This window comes from Allorhizobium sp. nf9_anc (assembly GCF_056323085.1).
In genome coordinates this window covers 878,954-900,192 of sequence record NZ_CM150481.1, presented here as the reverse complement: position 1 = coordinate 900,192, position 21,239 = coordinate 878,954, and the positions used below count along the sequence as shown (strand labels likewise).

The 21,239-nt window shown below is 61.5% G+C and carries 23 protein-coding genes; 11 read left to right on the top strand and 12 right to left on the bottom strand.

Annotated features, from left to right (window positions below; all coding sequences use genetic code 11):
• Positions 1–17: 17 nt before the first annotated feature.
• The gene (map, locus tag AC02Y0_RS04100) at positions 18–770 is read right to left on the bottom strand and encodes a type I methionyl aminopeptidase (RefSeq protein WP_444556503.1); all 753 of its coding nucleotides are present in this window, start codon (positions 768–770) and stop codon (positions 18–20) included.
• Between the two features lie 51 nt (positions 771–821).
• On the bottom strand, positions 822–1,868 hold the full coding sequence (locus AC02Y0_RS04095) for an LLM class flavin-dependent oxidoreductase (RefSeq protein WP_476382617.1): 1,047 nt from the start codon (positions 1,866–1,868) through the stop codon (positions 822–824).
• A gap of 234 nt (positions 1,869–2,102) precedes the next feature.
• Here AC02Y0_RS04095 and AC02Y0_RS04090 point away from each other — a divergent pair, with 234 nt between their 5' ends.
• From AC02Y0_RS04090 to xdhB, 3 genes are read left to right on the top strand one after another with little or no spacing between them, the layout of a single operon-like run.
• Complete coding sequence (locus tag AC02Y0_RS04090; protein ID WP_476382615.1) at positions 2,103–2,876, top strand: 3-hydroxybutyrate dehydrogenase; 774 nt, start codon at positions 2,103–2,105, stop codon at positions 2,874–2,876.
• A 28-nt stretch (positions 2,877–2,904) separates the two neighbouring features.
• Positions 2,905–4,374, top strand: coding sequence for a xanthine dehydrogenase small subunit (gene xdhA, locus AC02Y0_RS04085; protein ID WP_476382614.1), 1,470 nt, complete (start codon positions 2,905–2,907; stop codon positions 4,372–4,374).
• Between the two features lie 2 nt (positions 4,375–4,376).
• Entirely contained in the window at positions 4,377–6,713 is a 2,337-nt protein-coding gene (gene xdhB / locus AC02Y0_RS04080; RefSeq protein WP_476382612.1) for a xanthine dehydrogenase molybdopterin binding subunit, read from the top strand.
• Between the two features lie 5 nt (positions 6,714–6,718).
• On the opposite strand, the gene AC02Y0_RS04075 is transcribed toward xdhB, so the two are convergent.
• Positions 6,719–7,600 carry a hypothetical protein gene (locus AC02Y0_RS04075; protein ID WP_476382610.1) on the bottom strand — a complete coding sequence of 294 codons (882 nt, stop codon included), beginning with the start codon at positions 7,598–7,600 and terminating at the stop codon, positions 6,719–6,721.
• 136 nt (positions 7,601–7,736) lie between these two features.
• On the opposite strand from AC02Y0_RS04075, the gene xdhC reads away from it, so the two are divergent.
• From xdhC to guaD, 4 genes are all read left to right on the top strand, one after another.
• The gene (gene xdhC, locus AC02Y0_RS04070; RefSeq protein ID WP_476383957.1) at positions 7,737–8,528 is read left to right on the top strand and encodes a xanthine dehydrogenase accessory protein XdhC; all 792 of its coding nucleotides are present in this window, start codon (positions 7,737–7,739) and stop codon (positions 8,526–8,528) included.
• Between the two features lie 404 nt (positions 8,529–8,932).
• Positions 8,933–9,832, top strand: coding sequence for a LysR substrate-binding domain-containing protein (locus AC02Y0_RS04065; RefSeq protein WP_476382608.1), 900 nt, complete (start codon positions 8,933–8,935; stop codon positions 9,830–9,832).
• Positions 9,833–9,970: 138 nt separating this feature from the next.
• The gene (gene puuD, locus AC02Y0_RS04060) at positions 9,971–11,203 is read left to right on the top strand and encodes a urate hydroxylase PuuD (RefSeq protein WP_476382606.1); all 1,233 of its coding nucleotides are present in this window, start codon (positions 9,971–9,973) and stop codon (positions 11,201–11,203) included.
• Positions 11,203–12,513, top strand: coding sequence for a guanine deaminase (guaD, locus tag AC02Y0_RS04055; protein ID WP_476382604.1), 1,311 nt, complete (start codon positions 11,203–11,205; stop codon positions 12,511–12,513). Before puuD ends, guaD begins: the two co-directional genes overlap by 1 nt.
• Before the next feature lie 30 nt (positions 12,514–12,543).
• Here the strand turns inward: guaD and AC02Y0_RS04050 are convergent, their stop codons facing one another.
• A complete protein-coding gene (locus tag AC02Y0_RS04050) occupies positions 12,544–13,074 on the bottom strand; it encodes a tetratricopeptide repeat protein (protein ID WP_476382602.1) in 531 nt (176 codons plus the stop codon).
• A gap of 171 nt (positions 13,075–13,245) precedes the next feature.
• Between AC02Y0_RS04050 and AC02Y0_RS04045 the strand changes: the two genes are divergently transcribed.
• From AC02Y0_RS04045 to AC02Y0_RS04035, 3 genes are all read left to right on the top strand, one after another.
• Positions 13,246–13,665: a hypothetical protein gene (locus AC02Y0_RS04045; RefSeq protein ID WP_476382599.1), complete on the top strand. Its 420-nt coding sequence runs from the start codon at positions 13,246–13,248 to the stop codon at positions 13,663–13,665.
• Positions 13,666–13,694: 29 nt separating this feature from the next.
• The gene (locus AC02Y0_RS04040; protein ID WP_444556494.1) at positions 13,695–14,129 is read left to right on the top strand and encodes a potassium channel family protein; all 435 of its coding nucleotides are present in this window, start codon (positions 13,695–13,697) and stop codon (positions 14,127–14,129) included.
• A 107-nt stretch (positions 14,130–14,236) separates the two neighbouring features.
• Complete coding sequence (locus AC02Y0_RS04035; protein ID WP_476382597.1) at positions 14,237–15,382, top strand: alpha-hydroxy acid oxidase; 1,146 nt, start codon at positions 14,237–14,239, stop codon at positions 15,380–15,382.
• A 6-nt stretch (positions 15,383–15,388) separates the two neighbouring features.
• Here AC02Y0_RS04035 and AC02Y0_RS04030 read toward each other — a convergent pair whose 3' ends face one another.
• From AC02Y0_RS04030 to AC02Y0_RS04005, 6 genes are all read right to left on the bottom strand, one after another.
• Entirely contained in the window at positions 15,389–16,129 is a 741-nt protein-coding gene (locus tag AC02Y0_RS04030; RefSeq protein ID WP_476382595.1) for a metallophosphoesterase family protein, read from the bottom strand.
• A gap of 2 nt (positions 16,130–16,131) precedes the next feature.
• Positions 16,132–16,488 carry a hydroxyisourate hydrolase gene (uraH, locus tag AC02Y0_RS04025; protein ID WP_102018184.1) on the bottom strand — a complete coding sequence of 119 codons (357 nt, stop codon included), beginning with the start codon at positions 16,486–16,488 and terminating at the stop codon, positions 16,132–16,134.
• A complete protein-coding gene (locus AC02Y0_RS04020) occupies positions 16,485–16,985 on the bottom strand; it encodes an ureidoglycolate lyase (protein ID WP_476382593.1) in 501 nt (166 codons plus the stop codon). Before AC02Y0_RS04020 ends, uraH begins: the two co-directional genes overlap by 4 nt.
• A gap of 6 nt (positions 16,986–16,991) precedes the next feature.
• A complete protein-coding gene (locus tag AC02Y0_RS04015) occupies positions 16,992–17,357 on the bottom strand; it encodes a HepT-like ribonuclease domain-containing protein (RefSeq protein ID WP_136557804.1) in 366 nt (121 codons plus the stop codon).
• Complete coding sequence (locus AC02Y0_RS04010) at positions 17,354–17,647, bottom strand: nucleotidyltransferase family protein (protein WP_476382592.1); 294 nt, start codon at positions 17,645–17,647, stop codon at positions 17,354–17,356. Before AC02Y0_RS04010 ends, AC02Y0_RS04015 begins: the two co-directional genes overlap by 4 nt.
• 139 nt (positions 17,648–17,786) lie before the next feature.
• Positions 17,787–18,827 (bottom strand): glutamine synthetase beta-grasp domain-containing protein, encoded by a 1,041-nt coding sequence (locus tag AC02Y0_RS04005; protein WP_476382590.1) that lies wholly within the window; start codon positions 18,825–18,827, stop codon positions 17,787–17,789.
• Between the two features lie 394 nt (positions 18,828–19,221).
• On the opposite strand from AC02Y0_RS04005, the gene AC02Y0_RS04000 reads away from it, so the two are divergent.
• On the top strand, positions 19,222–19,401 hold the full coding sequence (locus tag AC02Y0_RS04000) for a DUF2735 domain-containing protein (protein ID WP_054148428.1): 180 nt from the start codon (positions 19,222–19,224) through the stop codon (positions 19,399–19,401).
• Positions 19,402–19,497: 96 nt separating this feature from the next.
• Here the strand turns inward: AC02Y0_RS04000 and alc are convergent, their stop codons facing one another.
• The gene (gene alc / locus AC02Y0_RS03995; protein ID WP_476382587.1) at positions 19,498–20,520 is read right to left on the bottom strand and encodes an allantoicase; all 1,023 of its coding nucleotides are present in this window, start codon (positions 20,518–20,520) and stop codon (positions 19,498–19,500) included.
• Position 20,521: 1 nt separating this feature from the next.
• A complete protein-coding gene (uraD, locus tag AC02Y0_RS03990; protein ID WP_476382586.1) occupies positions 20,522–21,019 on the bottom strand; it encodes a 2-oxo-4-hydroxy-4-carboxy-5-ureidoimidazoline decarboxylase in 498 nt (165 codons plus the stop codon).
• Positions 21,020–21,239 lie beyond the last annotated feature (220 nt).

Genomic DNA, 21,239 nt, shown 5'->3' with positions numbered 1-21,239 from the left:
AATTATCGAACAGACGCTTAATCGGCGAGCGTCAATACCAGCGGCCCGTTCTTCGTCACCACGATCGTGTGCTCGAACTGCACGGTTGGCGCGCGCGGCTCGCTGTAGAGCGTCCAGTTGTCCTTGTCACCATCCTCGGCCCATTGGCCGCCGAGCGAGAGAAACGGCTCGACGGTAAAGACAAGCCCCTCCTCCATGATCCGCGTCTCATCCGGATCCGGCCAGGTCGAAAGCTCGGTCGGCTCCTCGTGCAACGAGCGGCCGACGCCGTGGCTCGCGAGATTGGTGATCAGCGTGTAGCGGTTCTTGCGGGCGAAGGCGCCGATCGAATTGCCGATATCGGCCAGCGGCCGCCCTGTTTTCACCTGGTTCAGCCCGACCCACAGCGCGCGTTTGCCGTCGCGCAGCAACCGTTCCTGCTTCGCTGTGCCTGGCGGCACGATGAAGGACGAGCCGGTATCGCCGAAATAGCCGAGCTTTTCCGCCGAGACGTCGATATTGACGAGGTCGCCCGCCTTGATCACCCGGTCGCCGGGAATGCCATGGGCGATCTCCTCGTTGACGGAGATGCAGGTGGCGCCCGGAAACTGGTAGCAGAGCTCAGGTGCCGACTGTGCGCCGTTGTCCTCCAGCAGCTTTCGGCCGATCAGATCGAGTTCGCGCGTCGTGATGCCCGGTTCGAGTGCCGCCGCCATGACCTTGACGGCGGTCGCACAGATGCGGCCGATATCCTTGAGACGGACGAGGTCCTCTTCAGTTTCAACGATCATCAGGGGTCCTCGCAGTCTTGAGGGCGAACGCCCTCGGGGCAAGGCCGCTGCTTACGCAGCCGACGCCTTCTCCGTCAATGCCTGGCGCACCAGGGGGGCTACTTTCGTGCCGTAAAGCTCGATCCCGCGCATGATCTCGATATGCGGCATTGGCCCGATCGCCATCTGCATCAGGAAGCGATCATTCTTGAAGATGCCGTGCATGGCGACGATCTTTTCGGCCACAGCTTCCGGATCGCCGACGAAGAGCGCACCGCGCGGACCGCGCGAGGCATCGAACTGCGCCCGGTTGGTCGGACCCCAGCCGCGCTCGCGGCCGATCCGGTCCATCACCACTGCCTGCGGCGCGTAGAAGATGTCAGCCGCCGATTGCGTCGTGTCATGGATGAAGCCATGCACGTTGATGCTCGTCTTCAGCAGCGCGGGATCAACACCGGCCTTGGCCGCACTCTGGCGATAGAGATCGAAGAAGGGCGCAAAGCGATGCGGCTCGCCGCCGATGATCGCAAGCGCCAGAGGCAGACCGAGATAGCCCGCGCGTGCTGCCGACTGCGGCGTGCCACCGATCGCGATCCACAGCGGCAGCAGATCCTGTAGCGGACGGGGATAGACGCCCCTCCCTTGGATAGGCTTGCGCGTCTGGCCTTCCCAGGTGACCACTTCGTTCTCGCGGATCTCCATGAGCAACTGCAGCTTCTCGGCAAACAGCAGGTCGTAATCTTCGAGATCGTAGCCGAAGAGCGGGAAGCTCTCGATGAAGGAGCCGCGGCCAACCATCAGCTCGACACGGCCGCTGGAGAGCAGGTCGACCGTTGCATATTGCTGAAAGACGCGGACCGGATCATCGGAGGAGAGCACCGAGACGGCGCTGGTCAGCCGGATATTCTTGGTCTGCACGGCAGCGGCAGCCAGGATCGTCGCCGGCGAGGATGCCATATAGTCAGGGCGGTGATGCTCGCCGAGACCGAAGACATCGAGGCCGACCTCGTCTGCCAGACGGATTTCCGCCAGCAGCTCGTCAACGCGGCGCTTTGCATCCGCGCCCTTGTTGGCGGCATTGGGATCGACATCGGCAAAGGTATAAAGTCCGAGTTCCATGGGTTTCTCTCGCTGTAACGTTGCGTCAGAGATAGAGGTTCGCGCCTCGTCATGCAAACCGCGCGGAGGTGACGCAGTGTTTCGGAGCGGCGAACAGAGGCACTGCTGCTTCTGATTTTATGCGTCTTGGCGAAGCACCCTTGCGCCAAAATCACGATTGCCAGTGCTCCACCTTTGGGCATAACCTCCGCTCATGTATTGCGTCGCAGCAGGACTGAGACAAGGGAGAATGGCATGACAAGAACCGTCGTCGTCACCGGATCGACCAGTGGGATCGGGCTCGGCATCGCCAAGGCGTTTGCGGCTGAAGGCGCGAACCTTGTGATCAACGGCTTCGGCCCGGCTGACGAGATCGAAGCCAACCGCAAGGCGCTCGAAGCCCATGGCGGCAGGGCGATCTATCACGGCGCGGACATGACCAAGCCTGAAGAGATTGCAGACCTGATCGCCACCGCGGAGAAGACCTTTGGCAGCGTCGACGTGCTCGTCAACAATGCCGGCATTCAGCATGTCTCCCCGGTCGAGGATTTCCCGATCGACAAATGGGACCAGATCATCGCGATCAACCTGACGAGCTCCTTCCACACGATCCGCGCCACTGTTCCCGGCATGAAGGCAAGCAAAAAGGGCCGCATCATCAATGTGGCATCGGCGCATGCGCTGGTCGCCTCGCCCTATAAGTCGGCCTATGTCGCCGCCAAACACGGCATCATGGGCCTCACCAAGTCTGTCGCCTTGGAGCTGGCGGAATTTGGCATTACCATCAACGCCATCTGCCCCGGCTATGTGCTGACCCCGCTCGTGGAAAAGCAGATCCCCGACACGGCCAAGGCACGCGGCATTTCCGAGGAGCAGGTGAAGACCGACGTGATGCTGCGCCTGCAGGCGACGAAGGAGTTTGTTGCCATCGAAGAGGTCGCGGCAACAGCCATCTTCCTCGCCAGTGACGCCGCAAAGCAGATCACTGGCACCTCCATCTCGATCGACGGCGGCTGGACCGCGCAGTAACGCGGGTTCAGCACAAAAAAGGCAGTTCATGACCAGCATTCGTTTCATCCTGAACGGCGAAGACGTCGCCCTTTCCAGCCTCGACCCGACCGAGACGCTGCTCGATTTCCTGCGCCTGAAGCGCCGGCTGACGGGCTCGAAGGAAGGCTGCGCGGAAGGCGATTGCGGTGCCTGTACGGTGCTGGTCGGGCAGCTCGTCGGGGGCAAGCTGAGTTATGAAACGGTCAATGCCTGCATCCGCTTTGTCGGCTCGCTGAACGCCACCCATGTGGTCACGGTCGAACACCTCGCGGCCAAAGACGGCACGCTGCATCCGGTGCAACAGGCCATGGTCGACTGTCATGGCTCGCAATGTGGCTTCTGCACGCCGGGCTTCGTCATGTCGCTCTACGGCCTGTGGCTAACCTCGGAAAACCCAAGCCGTGCCGAGATCGAGCGCGCGCTTCAGGGCAATCTCTGTCGTTGCACAGGTTACGAGCCGATCGTGAAGGCCGCCGAACAGGTCGGCCACGTGAGGCCGTCTGCGCTGTTCGACCCGCTGGAGCGCGAGCGCGCCAACATCATCGCGCGGCTGGAAGAACTTGCGACCCGCGAGACGATCGCGCTGTCCGGCCCCGACGGCCGCAGACTCGTCGTGCCCGGCAGCGTCGAAGGCCTGGCCGATACACTCGCCGCCCATCCCAAGGCAACAGTGGTCGCTGGTGCGACTGATGTCGGGCTCTGGGTCACCAAGCAGATGCGTGTGCTCGACCCTGTCGTCTTCATCAACCACCTGGAAGAATTGCAGAAGATCATCGTCACGCCTGAAGGCATCACCATGGGCGCCGGCGTCAGCTACAACGGCGCCTTCGAGGTGCTGCGCCAGGAAATCCCCGCCTTCGGTCGCCTGATCGAACGAATCGGCGGCCAGCAGGTGCGCAACATGGGCACCATTGGCGGCAACATCGCCAATGGATCACCCATCGGCGATAGCCCGCCGGCGCTGATCGCGCTCTCGGCGACCGTGACGCTACGCTCGGCCTCCGGCACCCGCACCATGCCGCTCGAAGACTATTTCATCGACTACGGCAAGCAGGACCGCCAGCCGGGCGAATTCGTCGAAAGCATGTTTGTGCCGCGCCCCAAGGCGGACAGCCACGTGGCCGTCTACAAGATCACCAAGCGCCGCGACGAGGATATCTCGGCGCTCTGCGGCGCCTTCCACCTGGAGCAGGACGCAAGCGGCGTGGTCACCCACATTCGCATCGCCTTCGGCGGCATGGCAGGCACCCCGAAGCGGGCGCGGTCGGTCGAGGCGGCGCTCTACGGGAAACCCTTCACCCAGGCGACCATGGAAGCCGCCCGAGACGCCTTCGACCTCGATTACAAGCCGCTCACCGACTGGCGCGCCACGGCGGAATACCGCCAGCTGACGGCGAAGAACCTGCTGACGCGGTTCTTCCTGGAGGTTTCGGGCTCGCCGCAGGAATTGAAGCGCTTTGCGGCGGAGGAGGCGTGATCATGGATAAGGCGACCTACGAAACGACGAAATACATCAAGGGGCCGATGCACCAGTCGCTCCGGCATGATTCAGCGCACAAGCATGTCGCCGGAAGTGCCGAATATATTGACGATATTCCAGAACCCGCAGGCCTGTTGCATGGCGCGCTCGGCATGGCGGACCGCGCCCATGCGGAAATCCTGTCGATCGATCTTTCGGCCGTGAAGGCTTATCCGGGCGTCGTTTGCGTGCTGACAGCGGATGACATCACCGGCGTCAACGATGTCTCCTCCGGCGGCCGCCACGACGAGCCGCTGATCGCGACCGACAAAATCGAATTCCACGGCCAAACCATCTTCGCCGTCATCGCCGAAACCCGCGACGCGGCCCGGAAAGCGGCGCGCCTCGCCAAGGTCGAGTACCGCGACCTGCCCTTCTGGACCGACATCGACGGCGCGCTGGAGAATGACAGCCCGCTCGTGACGCCCGGCATGACGCTGAAGCGCGGCACGCCGGAGAGCGAACTCGACAAGGCGGCACACCGCATCCAGAGCTCGATGCGCATCGGCGGCCAGGAGCATTTCTATCTCGAAAGCCACATCGCGCTCGCCATCCCGGGCGAGGACGACGACGTCACCGTGTGGTCGTCCACCCAGCACCCCTCGGAAATCCAGCACATTGTCGGCCATGTGCTCGACATTCCCTCCAACGCCATCACCGTCAACACGCGGCGCATGGGCGGCGGCTTTGGCGGCAAGGAAACGCAAGGGAACCAATTTGCAGCCCTTGCGGCGCTCGCCGCCAAGAAGCTCAATCGCGCCGTCAAATTCCGCCCCGACCGCGACGAGGACATGGGTGTCACCGGCAAGCGCCACGACTTCAAGATGGATTTCGACGTCGCTTTCGACGATGACGGAAAGATCCATGCAATCGACGCCAACTTCGCCGCCCGCTGCGGCTACTCCTCGGACCTCTCCGGCCCGGTCACCGACCGCGCCCTCTTCCATGCAGACTCAAGCTACTTCTATCCACATGTGAAGCTGACCTCGCAACCCTTGAAGACCCATACTGTCTCCAACACCGCCTATCGCGGCTTCGGCGGACCCCAGGGCATGCTGGGGGCCGAGCGGGTGATCGAGGAGATCGCCTATGCGCTGGGCAAGGACCCGCTCGAAGTCCGCAAGGCCAATTTCTATGGCGAAAAAGGCTCCGGCCGCGACGTGACCCCCTACCACCAGCAGGTGGAGGACAACATCATCTTGCGGGTCGTCGAGGAGCTCGAAACCTCCTGCGACTACCAGGCGCGCCGCCAGGCGATCATCGACTTCAACAAGACGAGCCCGGTCATCAAGAAGGGCATTGCCCTCACACCGGTGAAGTTCGGCATCTCCTTCACCATGACCGCCTTCAACCAGGCGGGCGCGCTCGTCCATATCTACCAGGACGGCTCGATCCATCTGAACCATGGCGGCACCGAAATGGGTCAGGGCCTCTACACCAAGGTCGCCCAGGTCGTCGCCGACTGTTTCCAGGTCGATGTCGACACGGTCAAGATCACGGCCACGACCACGGCCAAGGTGCCGAATACCTCGGCCACCGCCGCCTCCTCCGGCTCCGACCTGAACGGCATGGCAGCCTATGATGCCGCCCGCCAGATCAAGGAACGGCTGATCGCCTTTGCATCCGAGAAGTACGGCGTATCCCCCGCTGAGGTGGCCTTCCTGCCGAACCGCGTGCGCGTCGGCGAGCAGATCTTCACCTTCGGCGAATTCGCAAAACAGGCCTATTTCGCCCGCGTCCAGCTCTCGGCTGCCGGCTTTTACAAGACACCGAAGATCCACTGGGACCGGGCCGCCGGGCGCGGCACGCCCTTCTACTACTACGCTTACGGCGCCGCCTGCACGGAAGTCTCGATCGATACGCTGACGGGCGAATATCTGATGGAGCGCACCGACATCCTGCATGATGTCGGGAAGTCGCTGAACCCTGTTATCGACATCGGCCAGATCGAGGGCGGCTTCGTCCAGGGCATGGGCTGGCTGACGACGGAAGAACTCTGGTGGGACGGCAAGGGCAGGCTTCGCACCCACGCCCCCTCGACCTACAAGATCCCGCTCGCCTCCGACCGCCCGAAGATCTTCAACACGCGGCTCGTGCCCTGGTCTGAGAACGCCGAGCCCACAATCGGCCGCTCCAAGGCCGTCGGCGAACCGCCCTTCATGCTGGCGATCTCGGTACTGGAGGCGCTGTCCATGGCCGTGGCTTCGGTTGCCGATTACCGCCTCTGCCCGAGGCTCGACGCACCGGCGACGCCGGAGCGGGTGCTGATGGCCGTGGAGAGGCTGAAGCGAGCCTGAAAGGCTCAGCGCAGTGCGGATCGCATCAGGTAAAGCATGGCCGCCAGGATCAGGATCGGCAGCACCAGCAGCTTGACCAGATAGGCCGTGGCAATGCCGATCGAGGCGGCGAACAGATCCGTCGAGATCGCGACACCGTCCCGGATGATCTGCGCATTGGCGGCCGCCGTGGCCGCCATATCGGAGGCGGCCTGCAAGGTGCCGGTGAACGCCGTGCCGAGACGGTCGAACATGCCATCCTCTGCCGGCGGGACCCGGTCGGTGGGGGAAAGGGCGCCTGCCGTTGTTGCACCCTCATCGACGCCGGCAAGCGCATGCTGGCCCTGCATTCGATCGAAAACCTCGGTCGCATGGGTCCAGGCCCGATCCGTGATCGCGTCGCCAGCATAAAAGGCGATGGTATAGGATGCCGGGAGAAGAACGGCGCCGAGGACACCCAGCACTATCACCGACCGCGTCAGGCGCTCCAGCATCGGCGGCACCCGCCGGGCGGTCAGCGTCATGCCGGCACAAAACAGCGCGCAGGTCGCAAGCCCGATGGAGGCAACCTTCGCCACCGGCACCAATATCAGCGACAGGATGCCGGACACGATGGCAAGCCCGAACAGCAGGTCGACCATGCGCTCGATTGTATTGATCACGGGCTGCAGCAATTGGCCGGGGCTGGCGGTAACCGAGGCGACGCCCACCCCGCCGGTAACATCGGCATCGCGCGCCACACTCATCACCGAGTTCGCAACCCGCAAGGTCGTGTAGAGCGCGCCGCTGCCGAGCGTGACGTCACGGCTAAACTTGGCTGCGATATCCGCCAGCGGATTAACGAGGAAAAGCGCCCCGGCGAAAGCCGCCACGAGCAGCCAGACGATCAAGCCTGTGGTTCTGGTCATTCCCGCTCCTGAGCTTGCCATGCCGGACCATAACACGGCAGACATGTTACAGGCGCGGTGAAACCTTGGTGGATTAAACCCGAAGCCCTGCTGTCCAGTTCCCACTGCCTAGTGCTAGGATCAGCCCACCATGACCATCACCACCCTCCCCGCCTTCCTCGCCGCCCATCCTCACGCCATCCTCGTCGAAGTCGTCGAGGCCAAAGGCTCGACCCCGCGCGAGGCCGGCACGCTGATGCTGGTGGCTGAAACAGCACTCTGGGGCACGATCGGTGGCGGATCTCTGGAGTTCATGGCGATCGACCGCGCCCGCAAACTGCTGGCAGGCAAAAATGTGCAATCCGAACTCGATGTGCCGCTCGGCCCGGAAATCGGCCAGTGCTGTGGCGGACGGGTACGTCTATCACTCCGCAGGATCGATCAATCCGTCCAGGACGCGCTTTTGCAACGCCTCGCGGACGAACGCGCCACTTTCCCGGAAGTCATGCTCTTCGGCGCCGGGCATGTCGGGCTGGCGCTGGCTCAAGCGCTTAGCCCCCTCCCGCTCGCTGTCACACTGATCGACTCGCGCCCGGAAATCGATGGCGACGTACCGGACGGCATCAGCTTCCGCCGCGTCGCCATGCCCGAAGCGGAGGTCGCGAAGCTGAAGATCGGCGGTGCAGCCGTCATCCTCACCCATGACCATGCATTGGATTTCCTGATCGCAAAGGAAGCGCTCGCCCGAACCGACCTCGCCTATGTCGGCATGATCGGCTCGAAGACAAAGCGCGCGACTTTCGGCTCGTTCCTGGGCCGCGAGGGAATTGGCCGGGCCGCAATAGACCGGCTAATCCTGCCGATTGGCGGCAGCACGGTCAAAGACAAGCGCCCCGCGGTGATTGCGGCGATGGTCGCGGCAGAATTGTTGGGCGTATTGCTCAGCTGAAGCAGCATGCGAAGACGCGGAATCAACCTGAAAAGGTTCTTCTCTAAGATTCTGGTCTGGATAACCTTTTCCTCACATCACCCCTGGCCGCGTGAGATCAAGCAGCCGCTGGCCGGCAAGCTCCCGGCCACGCAAGGCGTCGTCTTCCATTTCTAGACCTATGTCACGGCGCAGGTCCGCCGGCAGGTCTTGTAGGCGCAACCGCCGAGGGCCTCTACCCCACTGGAAGGCCTCCCCGAGCCATTGCAGGATGCCCCCGGATTTAGGCGTGAGTCGTTCTGTCGCGGATATCATCTCTGCCTCCACGCGTCTGTTATCGTTCTGGTTTGATGAGGCTTTTATGGCCGTGGTTGCGAGCCCAATCCAATTCAATTACGCTTCTCATGGATAAAGAGGGCTGATCCATGAAACTGTCGCGACAATTTCCGCTGAATGCCCTGTGCGTCTTCGAGGCGGTCGGGCGCCTCAACAGTTTCACGCGCGCCGGCGAGGAGCTGGGCATGACCCAGACGGCGGTCAGCTATCAGATCAAGCTCCTGGAGGAGCATGTCGGCGAGCCCCTCTTCTGGCGCCGCCCACGCCAGATCGGGCTGACGGAAACGGGTGAGCGTCTGCATCCGAAAGTCGCCGAAGGCTTCGATCTTCTGGTCGATGCCGTGCAGCAGGCAAAGCGGAGTGCCGTCGAGACGCTCGAGATCCACTCGGTACCGACCTTCGCCTCGAACTGGCTGGCACGCCATCTCGGCAGCTTTCAGCTTGCCCATCCTGATATTGCGGTGCGCCTGCTGCGTGTCAGCAAGTTCGAAGACCTGGCAACCAAGAGCGCCGATGTCGCGATCCCCTGGGGTGAAGGGCCCTGGCCGGGCACCATCGCCCATCCGCTGATAAGGCTCGACTTCACGCCGATGCTGAGCCCGAAACTGGCGAAAACCATCGGCGGCGTGCATGAGCCGGCCGATCTCTTGAAGCTGCCGATCATCAGCCCCGGCGACCCCTGGTGGCCGCAATGGTTTGCCGCCGTCGGCATCCACAATCCCACCCTGATCGACACCAAGCTGCACAGCTACGAGGCGCAGGATCTGGAAGCCAATGCCGCAATCGCCGGCTATGGGGTCGCCATCATCAGCCCCTTCTTCTTCAAGGAGGAGCTCGCCTCGGGCCGCTTGATCCGGCCCTTCCCGCTCGCCTGCCCGGCCAATGCGCCGATCCAGCTGGTCTATTCCCACTCCAGACGCAACGCGCCGAAGATCAAGGCATTCCAAGCCTGGATCACCGCCACGCTCGAAGCCGAAAAAGCGCTCTGATTTCACCGGCTTCTGCAGAAGAAAAGAATCTCTGCATAAATCGACATCAGGAGCCCTCGCCGCACTGCTGAGGGCTTCCCTTGCAGCGCAATATTTTCCACACTGTCCGGCCGGGAGGACGATAAGGGGAAGTCTCGAATGTATGAATATGCGATCGCCTGGGAATGGCTGAACTTCGCAGTCCGCTGGCTGCATGTAATCACGGCCATCGCCTGGATCGGCTCGTCCTTCTATTTCATCGCGCTGGATCTCGGCCTCGTGAAGCGCCCCGGCCTGCCGGTCGGCGCCTATGGCGAGGAATGGCAGGTCCATGGCGGCGGCTTCTACCATATCCAGAAATACCTGGTCGCGCCCGCATCGATGCCGGAGCATCTGACCTGGTTCAAATGGGAAAGCTACGCCACCTGGCTCTCGGGCTTCGCGCTGCTCGCCGTCGTCTACTATGGCGGCGCCGACCTCTTCCTCATCGACCGCACGGTCTTGGACATCGAGCCTTGGCAGGCCATCTGTCTGTCGCTGGCGTCGCTGGCCGTCGGCTGGATCCTCTATGATCTCCTCTGCAAGTCGCCGCTAGGCCGCAACACCTGGGGCCTCATGGCCTTTCTCTATGTCGTGCTGATCGCCATGGCCTGGGGTTACACGCAAGTATTCACCGGCCGCGCCGCCTTCCTGCATCTGGGCGCGTTTACCGCCACCATCATGTCGGCCAACGTCTTCTTCATCATCATTCCCAACCAGAAGATCGTCGTCGCGGACCTGATCGCGGGCCGCACGCCCGATCCGAAATACGGCGTGATTGCCAAGCAGCGCTCGCTGCACAACAACTACCTGACGCTGCCCGTCATCTTCTTCATGCTGTCGAACCACTATCCGCTGGCCTTCGCGACGGAGTTCAACTGGGTGATCGCGGCGCTGGTCTTCCTCATGGGCGTCACCATCCGCCACTGGTTCAACACGACCCATGCCCGCAAGGGCAAGCCGACCTGGACCTGGCTGGTGACGGTGCTCATCTTCATCGTCATCATGTGGCTGTCGACAGTGCCCAAGGTGCTGACCGGCGAGGAAGAACAGGTGAGCCTTTCGACCCGTGAACAGACCTTTGTTGCAAACGGCCATTTCGAAGCCGTGCGTGATGTCGTACAGGGCCGCTGTTCGATGTGCCACGCCGCCGAGCCTGTCTGGGAAGGCATCGCGCGGGCACCAAAGAACGTGAAGCTTGAGACGGACGGCGAGATCGCCGCCCATGCCCGTGAAATCTACCTCCAGGCCGGCCGCAGCCATGCCATGCCGCCCGGAAACATCACCGATCTCTCGCCCGATGAGCGCAAGCTGCTCGTCGCCTGGTACGAGACGACGGTCGAAGGCAAATGATGACAATTGAGACCCTGATCCGCGGCCGCCTCCTTTCCTTCCGTCGCGCCCCCGGGCACGCCGGCGACCGCGAGAGCTATCTCTACGAGGAAGACGGCGCGCTGCTGGTGCGGGACGGCAAGATTGCAGCCGTTGGCAGCTATTCGGATGTGAAGCCGAAGGCCGGTGCGGAGACATCAGAGATCGACCACCGCCCGCATCTCATCCTGCCCGGCCTGATCGACTGCCACGTGCATTTCCCGCAGATGCAGGTAATCGCCTCCTATGCCGCCAACCTGCTGGAATGGCTTGATACCTACACCTTCCCCGAAGAATGCCGCTTCGTTGAAAGCGCCCATGCCGAGCGCATCGCCACGCAATTCTTCGACGAATTCCTGCGCCAGGGCACGACGACGGCGGTTGCCTATTGCTCCGTACACAAGACCTCGGCCGACGCCTTCTTTGCCGAAAGCCTGAAGCGCGGCACGCTGATGATCGGCGGCAAGGTGATGATGGACCGCAACGCCCCGCAGGGGCTGCTCGACACGCCGCAACTGGGCTACGACGAAACCCGCGCCGTCATCGAACAATGGCATGGCAAGGGCCGAAATCACGTTGCCATCACGCCCCGCTTTGCCATCACCTCGACGCCCGAACAAATGGCCATGACGCAGAAGCTGGCGGAAGAATTCCCCGACTTGCATATCCAGACGCATCTCTCAGAGAATCACGACGAGATCCGCTACACCTGCGAGCTCTATCCCGAAGCCACTGACTACACTGACATCTATGCCCGTTACGGCCTGCTCCGGAAAAAGGCACTCTTCGGCCATGCGATCCACCTCTCGGATCGCGAAGCCGACGCAATGGCGGAAAGCGGCGCGGTCGCGGTGCATTGCCCGACCTCAAACCTCTTCCTCGGCTCCGGCCTCTTCCCGCTGAAGGCCATCCAGCGTCGGGAAAAGCCTGTCACCGTCGCGGTCGCCACCGATATCGGCGGCGGCTCCAGCTATTCCATGCTGAAGACTATGGACGAGGCCTACAAGATCCAGCAATTGCTTGGCGAGCGTTTAAACCCACTGGAAAGCTTCTATCACATGACGCTCGGCAATGCCGTGGCGCTCGATCTTGCAGACCGCATCGGCACGCTGGACGAAGGCACCGACGCCGATATCGTCGTGCTCAATGCCGCCGCGACCCCGGCCATGCGGCTGAGGATGGAAACGGTGACCTCGCTCTCGGAAGAGCTCTTCCTGCTGCAGACCCTGGGCGACGATCGTACGGTGGTCGAGACCTATGTGGCGGGCAAGGCTTCGAAACCCGGCAACTGACCAGCCAATCCGACGTGCGGCGACAGGCCTTTATCGGCCTCTCGCCTCCGCCAGAGCTTCACTGAGCTCCTGATAGGGCTCGCATTGCACTCCGCAGATGCGTGCGATCTGAGCGAGTTCTGCTTCGGCCTCAGCGATCCGCCCGAGCATCAGATAGGCCTCACCGAGATATTCCCGGGCCTCGGCATAATAGGGATCCAGGATCAGTGCGCGACGATAGTAAACCAGCGCGCCCTCTGGGTCGCCGAGTTTGCGGGTGACGAAACCGCGATAGTTGAAGTAGCGGGCGGAGTTCTTCTGGCTCACGGCGTCGAGCAGCAAGCGTGCCTCCTCAAACCGCCCCTCGTCGATATGGTGCCTGGCATTGGCCATCCTGTCGGCATCCGTCAGCCGTCTCATATCGGTTAGGCACTGCGCCGCGCCGCTGTCGAACACCTGGCCCGGAGGGCAGCCTGGCACCGGGTCGACCTCGAGAATAACCGCGCGTGACGGGCTCGCAGCAAAAGCAAGACCACCGACGAGCAAAACAACGGTCAGGAGGCAATCCCTCGGTAAAGCCACAGCACGATCCTCACTTCTGCCCGTGATGAGCCTATTGCCGCTCTACAAAAGGTCGATGACAAACCGAGCATTGACACACCGGCCCGAACCCGACGATGATTCACCTCTCGTCGACCCACACGACACGGAACGCTGCCGACGCTGCGATTTTCGGGGAAGGTTGTGCCATTCATGAGCGAAAGCGGCTACTCCGGCACTCCCCTTGCCAAGAAGCTCGGATTGAGGCCTGACCTTGCCGCGCTCTTCATCAATCTGCCCGACGAGCTCTCCCATCTTGTCGACGACCTGCCCATTGCGCGCCGTGTCGGACACCCTGCAGAGGCGGGTGGCAGCGAACTCGACTACCTCCATGTCTTCGAGACGGACCGTGCTCGCCTTGAAGACCACGCCGAACGTCTGAAAGCAAAGCTCAAACCATCAGGCATGCTCTGGATCTCCTGGCCCAAGAAGGCATCGAAGGTCCCGACCACGATCACTGAAGATGTCCTGCGCACCATCTTCCTGCCCACCGGCCTCGTTGATGTCAAAGTCTGCGCCGTGACCGAGATCTGGTCCGGTCTCAAATTCATGATCCGCAAGGACCTTCGCTAAAAACTGAGTCATCCGGAGGAGGATGCACCATGCTGGCCACCAATCTTGCGCTGGGCACCCTGATGATCTCGCTGACGGTGGTTATCCACACCTTCGGGCTGATGGGCGTGACCCATGTCATGAGCTGGGTGACGGATCGCATCCGCCTGCATGGCCATCGCAGCCGGATGCTGGCCATGAACACGGTGGTGATCGGGGTCTTTGCGGTACTGACCGCCGAAGTCTGGCTCTGGGCGGCGAGTTTCACGCTGATCGGCGTCGTCGATGATTTCGAAACCGCCCTTTATTTCTCGACCATCACCTTCTCCACCGTCGGCTATGGCGACGTCGTGCCCCATCCGGAATGGCGCATGCTGGCGGCGCTCGAAGGCGTCAACGGCTTCCTGCTGATCGGCTGGTCGACCGCCTATCTGATCGCAGCCGGCATGCGTGTCGGGCCGTTCAGATCGGGAGAACACTTCTGACGAATCCAAGAGGTAAAATTATCTTACCTCTTTCGCGCTCTCCCTGTTCACAGTCGACCGAATGGCATGATATGCCGACACAAAGACATTGGCGGAGAGAGAGACAAATGGGGCCGATCCTTGAAATTTCCGATCTGAAGAAGCTCGCACGCAAGCGCGTGCCAAAGCTCTTCTTCGACTATGCCGACAGCGGCTCCTACACCGAGAGCACCTACCGGGCGAACGAGAGCGATTTCTCGAAGATCAAGCTGCGCCAGCGCGTGCTCGTCGACATGAGCGGCCGCACGCTGGAAACCACCATGATTGGCGAAAAGGTGAGGATGCCGGTGGCGCTTTCGCCGACGGGCCTCACCGGCATGCAGCATGCCGATGGTGAAATGCTGGCGGCCAAGGCGGCGGAAGAATTCGGCGTGCCCTTCACGCTGTCGACCATGAGCATCTGCTCGATCGAGGATGTCGCCTCGGTCACCAAGCGGCCCTTCTGGTTCCAGCTTTACGTGATGCGCGACCGTGATTTCGTGGTGAACCTGATCGAGCGCGCCCGCGCCGCCAAGTGCTCGGCGCTGGTGCTAACGGCCGACCTGCAGCTGCTCGGCCAGCGCCACAAGGACATCAGAAACAGCCTCTCCGCCCCACCGCGACTGACGCCGAAACACCTCTTCCAGATGGCCATGCGCCCTCGCTGGTGCTGGAACATGCTGCACACCCAGCGCCGCACCTTCCGCAACATCCACGGCCATGCCAAGAATGTCTCCGATCTCGCCTCGCTCGGCGCCTGGACCAACGAGCAGTTCGATCCGAAGCTCTCCTGGGATGACGTCGCCTGGATCAAGAAGCAGTGGGGTGGCAAGCTGATCATCAAGGGCATCCTCGACGTCGAGGACGCCAAGATGGCTGCGGAAACCGGCGCTGACGCGATCATCGTCTCCAATCATGGCGGCCGCCAGCTCGACGGCGCTCATTCCTCGATTGCCATGCTGCCGAGAATTGTCGACGCCGTCGGCGACAAGATCGAAGTCCATCTCGACGGCGGCATCCGCTCCGGCCAGGATGTGCTGAAGGCGATCGCACTCGGCGCCAAGGGAACCTATATCGGCCGCCCATTCCTCTATGGCCTGGGCGCCATGGGCCAGCAGGGCGTCACCAAGGCCCTGGAGATCATCGCCAAGGAGATGGATGTGACGATGGCGCTTTGCGGCAAGCGACAGCTCGCCGATGTCGACAAGTCGATCATCGCAGAAAGCCCGTTCTGAGCGCCTTCAGGCGATCCAGCCGCTCGAGAGCGCGCTGACCCAATCCATCATGCCATGGCGTCGCGCAAGCTCTGCCATGGCGAGATTGTCGTAACGCACCTGCCGGAAACTCGGCTGCCAGCCGCGCGGGCTCTTTTCGAGGATCGCATAGCTCGCAAACGGCGTGCCCGCCTGGGCCTTGTGATAGACGGGCACGTCATAATCGAAACCGGGGCAACCGACGCTGCCCGGATTGACGATCAGTCGGCCGTCAGAAAGCTGAACGGCACGCGGAATATGGCTGTGACCGCACAGCATCAGCGGCGTGTTGATCCCTGCAGCCAGCGCCTCGATCTCGGCGAGCGGCTTCAGATGAAAGATCCCGTCTGCCGAAAGCGTCTCGGTCCAGTAGGTATTGTCGTCCTCAGGCGTCGCGTGGCAGAGGAACACCTCGTCGCCGATCCGCGCCGTTTCCGGAAGACCACGGATCCAGTCGAGCTGGGCTGCCGACAATTGCGGATAGCTCGGCTTCTCCCAATCGCCCATATCCTCGAAAGGTCGATCGATCAGGGCACGATCGTGATTGCCGCGCACGGTCAGGGCGTCGAGCGGCAACAGCAGATCCGCCGTCAGACCCGCCTCGAGCGGCCCCGAAAAACTGTCGCCAAGATTGACGATCTGATCGATCCCCTCTGCGCGGATATCGGCAATGACCGCCTCAAGCGCCAGATGGTTGCCATGGATGTCGGCGATGGCGGCAAAACGCATGCTCAGCTTCCCCGGTAGGTCGAATAGCCATAGGGCGAGAGCAAGAGCGGCACGTGGTAATGCGCCGTGGTGTCGGAGATCCCGAAACGGATCGGGATCACGTCGAGAAAGGGCGGCTCGGTGAGCGCAAACCCCTTGGCCTTCAGATAATCGCCGGCATGGAAGAGCAGTTCATATTGCCCGACCTGAAAGGTATCGCCGATCAGCATCGGCCCGCCATCGACCCGGCCGTCATCATTGGTGAAGACGGTCTTGATCAGCTCCGCCTCCTCGCCATTCATCCGCATCAGCTGGATGCGAAGCCCCTGGGCGGGCTTGCCGAGAGCCGTATCGAGGACATGGGTGGTGAGACCGGTCATGGGTGTGGCTCCCGAATCATGAAGGGGGTATCGAAGAAGAATTCCTCAAGATTGTTGCCGGGTCCGTCACGATCTACAACCAGGAAATCGCTCACCTCACCGATCGCCACCAAGGGATGGTGCCAGGTGTTGCGCCGATAATTCACGCCCTGATGTGGGGCAGCCAGGAACACCTGCGGCTCACCCGGCTTGCCGTCTTCATCAGGCGAAACGGCCACGAGGAACGGTCGGCCCGACAGCGGCGAGAAGCTCTGGCTGCCGAACGGATGGCGCTCCATCATGCCAATCGCATAGGGAAAGGCACGCGGCTGGCCGCGAAAGATACTAACGATCACCCGGGCACCCTCGCCCGCAATTTCAGGCGAGAACAGCGCATGGAAACGCTCGGTCGTGCCGCCATTGATCAGCCGCATGGTGGACGCTTCGGCTTCGATGACATCGCCGAAAGGCGCGAAACTTTGAGCCGTCAAGGGACGGATGGAGAGTTCGATGGGCAAAGGGGGTTATTCTCCCTCGGGATAAATGTGGATTAGGGAGTCGACGATCCGAACCAGATCAAGCGCTTCATGTTTCGCAGTCTGGTACACATAATCGAGATTGATGTCGAAATACCCGTGCGCCATCCGGTTACGCATGCCACGGATCGTCACCCAATCTATTTCCGGATGCTCCGCAACGAAATCCGGCGAAAACGCTTCGAGTTGGACAACGCTCTCGCTTGCCATCAAAAGGCTCATCCCGACGCCGCGTTGAACGAGAAGATTTGTGCGGAACTCTTTCAGATCTAATGGACCCAACAGTTCGTGAGCATCCAAGGATGCGCTTCGGATCCGTTCAAGAAGCGAGCGGATACGATGCTCGCGGTTCATATTGGCAGCGCTTCCGCCAAGATACGCCCCCGATGCTTCTGCGGTATCTCGCTGGTCGTTACCAGATGCACTGGAACACCCTCTGCGAGGCCTTCTAGGGCCGACTGCAGACCACCAAGCGTCATGAGGGAAGAACCGGGAAGGGCATCCACCAGAATGTCGAGATCACTGTCTGAGCGGTCTTCTCCACGGGCGACGGAACCGAAGACGCGAGGATTCGTCGCGTTGTGAAGCGCCGTCACCTCGCGGATTGCAGATCTCTTTCGTTCCAGCACATCTGACGGTCGCATCACCAGTCTCCTTGACAGTAATATATATGGCAGAGACCGCGCAAATGAAAGATACTCAACCATATCCAGAAGCCCCCCCCAAACGAAAACAGCGCCGGCGTTTCCACCGGCGCTGCAATCTTTATCGCTCAACCTGAAATCAGGCAGCGGACTTGGCGTAATCGGCCGTCGGCACTTCGGCGATCGTCTTCAGGACGACGGAAGCGATCTGGTAGGGGCAGCCCTGGGAGTTCGGGCGGCGATCTTCCAGGTAACCCTTGTAGCCGTTGTTGACGAAGGAGTGCGGAACGCGGATCGAGGCACCACGGTCGGCAACGCCGTAGGAGAACTTGTTCCACGGAGCCGTCTCGTGCTTGCCGGTCAGGCGCAGGTGGTTGTCCGGACCGTAGACGTCGATATGCTCCTGCCAGTTCTTGGCAAAGGCGGCCATGAGGGCTTCGAAGTATTCCTTGCCGCCCACTTCACGCATGAAGGTGGTCGAGAAGTTGCAGTGCATGCCCGAGCCGTTCCAGTCGGTATCGCCGAGCGGCTTGCAATGGAATTCGACGTCGATGCCGTAGGTTTCGCACAGACGGAGCAACAGGTAGCGGGCGATCCAGATCTGGTCAGCTGCCTTCTTGGAGCCCTTGCCGAAGACCTGGAATTCCCACTGGCCCTTGGCCACTTCGGCATTGATGCCTTCGTGGTTGATGCCCGCTTCGAGGCAAAGGTCGAGATGCTCTTCGACGATCTCGCGGGCGATCGAGCCGACATTCTTGTAGCCGACGCCGGTGTAGTACGGGCCCTGCGGAGCCGGGTAGCCCTGCTCCGGGAAGCCGAGCGGACGTCCGTTTTCGTAGAAGAAGTATTCCTGTTCGAAACCGAACCAAGCGCCTTCGTCGTCGAGGATCGTGGCGCGGCTGTTGGACGGATGCGGGGTGACGCCATCAGGCATCATGACTTCGCACATGACGAGAGCGCCGTTCGTGCGAGCCGGGTCGGGATAAATGGCGACCGGCTTCAGCACGCAATCCGACGAGTGGCCTTCGGCCTGCATCGTGGAGGAGCCGTCGAAGCCCCAGAGCGGCAGCTGTTCCAGGGTCGGGAAGCTGTCGAATTCCTTGATCTGCGTCTTGCCACGCAGGTTCGCTACCGGCTTGTAGCCATCGAGCCAGATATACTCGAGCTTAAACTTGGTCATGGTGCTCTCTCTTCAGTCTCGCGCCATTCATGCGCAACAGAGGGGTGATTCTCCGGTTCGCCCGGGAGTCGGACAAGAAAAAGCAGGAAGCGTGCCAGTTTGCAGACAGACCGCGAAATGCGGCCATTTTGTCGCAGGCGATCCGCCAAATCGCGGGTATTGCAGGCCTTTCTTTAACAGATTGAGCGCATACTCATGGAACCAGAGGCGCGTGTCCGGTGTTGTCAGCCCACCAAAGATCACGAAAGCGCTGTGATGATTTTAAATTCATCACTTTTTCTGCTTCTATATTGCCCATAAAATAGGCATTTTGCACTTTTCATGTGCATTTCAGTTTCAGACGTGGTAAGAATGAACCATCGAGACAACACTCGGTGAAACGAGAGGTAGTAGCATGACAACGAACATGGTTCGGGAATCGGCGAAGATCTACGAATTCCCGGTGCGTGACCTGGCCCGGCTGAACGCCATGCGTGAGCGCCAGACGCCGAAACCCGTGATCTATGAGAGCGGTTCGGCAAGCTGGTATCACGAGGAAGCGATCCGCGAAGCCGAACGGGCGCCGAAGCAGTAAGGGCGAAAGCCCAACAAGAAAGCCGCCCGCATTGCGGACGGCTGGAAGAATGCGACGAGCGGGCCAACGCCCGCTCTTTCCGTTTCTACCCTAAACTCAGGCCTTGGTGCCGAACAGGCGCAGGCGCATCACGCCACCATCAGGATGCACGCCGATCCGCACATGCGTGACCGGACCGATCTTCTGCAGCTGGCCGCCTTCATAGAAATGCTCGGCATCCATCTGCATCTTCTGCCGCGTCAGGATCGGCTGCCACTGTTCGGATGCAGCAATCTCCGCTTCACTGAACGTGTCGCCGGCGTCCGGCAAATAGGCGCCGAGCAGCTCGCAGGTATCCGGATAATTGCCCTTGTAGAAATGCGTGTCGATCAGCACCCGGTTGATCACACCGGCGTGGCCGAGCCGGATGATCGCCCAGTCATGTCCGGGACCACGGCGGCGCTTGGTTTCCCATCCATCACCCATATTGGTGCCACGGCCGGGCGACAGGATCTTGTCGGGATGGCCGTAGTGGGCATCAGACCAGGCAAGCGACTTGGCGCCGTGGAAGATATAGGCGAGATCGATTTCCTCGGTTGCACCCACCTTCGACCAGTCGAAATGGGCGGCGCCATAAACGCGCAGACGCGCCACGCCGCCATCGGGATAAATGTGCAGGCGCAGATGCGTCCAGACCTTCGACGTATCCGAATTGGCAAAGAAATGCTGGGCAGACGCCCCGAGCGGCGACTTGGCCACGAGTTCAGTCCAGACCGTCGCATCCGTCGGATCGCCGCTCTCGACGAAAGCCGCCTCGATCGAGCCATGCGGCGGGTAGTTGCCGGTAAAGAAGCGGGTGTCGACATCGAAACCGAAGATGCGGCCCGGCATGGCAAGGCGGATGATCGCATAGTCATGCCCCGGCACGCGCTTGCGACGGCTTTCCCAGCCATCCATGTACTTGCCGTTGTCGTCGTAGAGATCAGGATCGAAGGTCGCGGGATCATCGTTCAGCATGCGCGACACCGGCGCGAAGAACTCGTCGGTCGAGAAGATGCCCACGGCACCGAGGCGCGCAGATGCAAGGTTGACGGCACCGGCTGCGAAATCCGGCAGAACGACGGTCGAGGTCTCAAGCATGTCAGTGTGTCTCCGGAAGCAGGCTTTCAAGGCGAAGCCTGGCGATTTTTTCCACCTGCTGGCAGGCGGCGTCGAATTCCTGATCGCGGCTATTGGCGATGCGCGTTTCAAAGGCGGCGAGGATGTCGTCCTTTGTCAGTCCCTTGACCGCGACGATGAAGGGAAAGCCGAACTTCTCGACATAGGCCGTATTCAGTTCGGTGAAGCGGGTGTGCTCTTCGGCACTCAGCCGATCGAGCCCGGCACCGGCCTGTTCGCGCTTGCTGTCTTCGGTCAGTTCGCCCGCAATTGCGAGCTTTCCCGCGAGATCCGGGTGCGCGCGCAAGACGCCCAGCCGCTCGTCATGGCTTGCTGTGCGAAACATCGCAGCCATCGCATCATGCACGTCGAGCGCCGTCAGCGGCTCCTCGATCATGCCTGCATCGAAGGCCCGTTCCGCAATGAAGGGCGAATGTTCGAACACCCCGCCGAAACGCTGAACGAAGTCCGCTCTGTCCATGCCGTCAATCCAGTATCATGTAAGGCCGTAGCTGCGAGAGCCGCGGCAAGGAGGGGCCGCCCGCGCATCTCGCGAAGCAGTTGATGACAAGGATTAGCCGAGCCCCCTGGTCTTGTCGAGTTTCCGAAGGCGACAGGCACTTTCAACACAAACGCCATGGTTCTTCGCTTGCAGCAGACCCGGATCGACCTATCTACAGCTCGCTTCTCCCATGACTTTT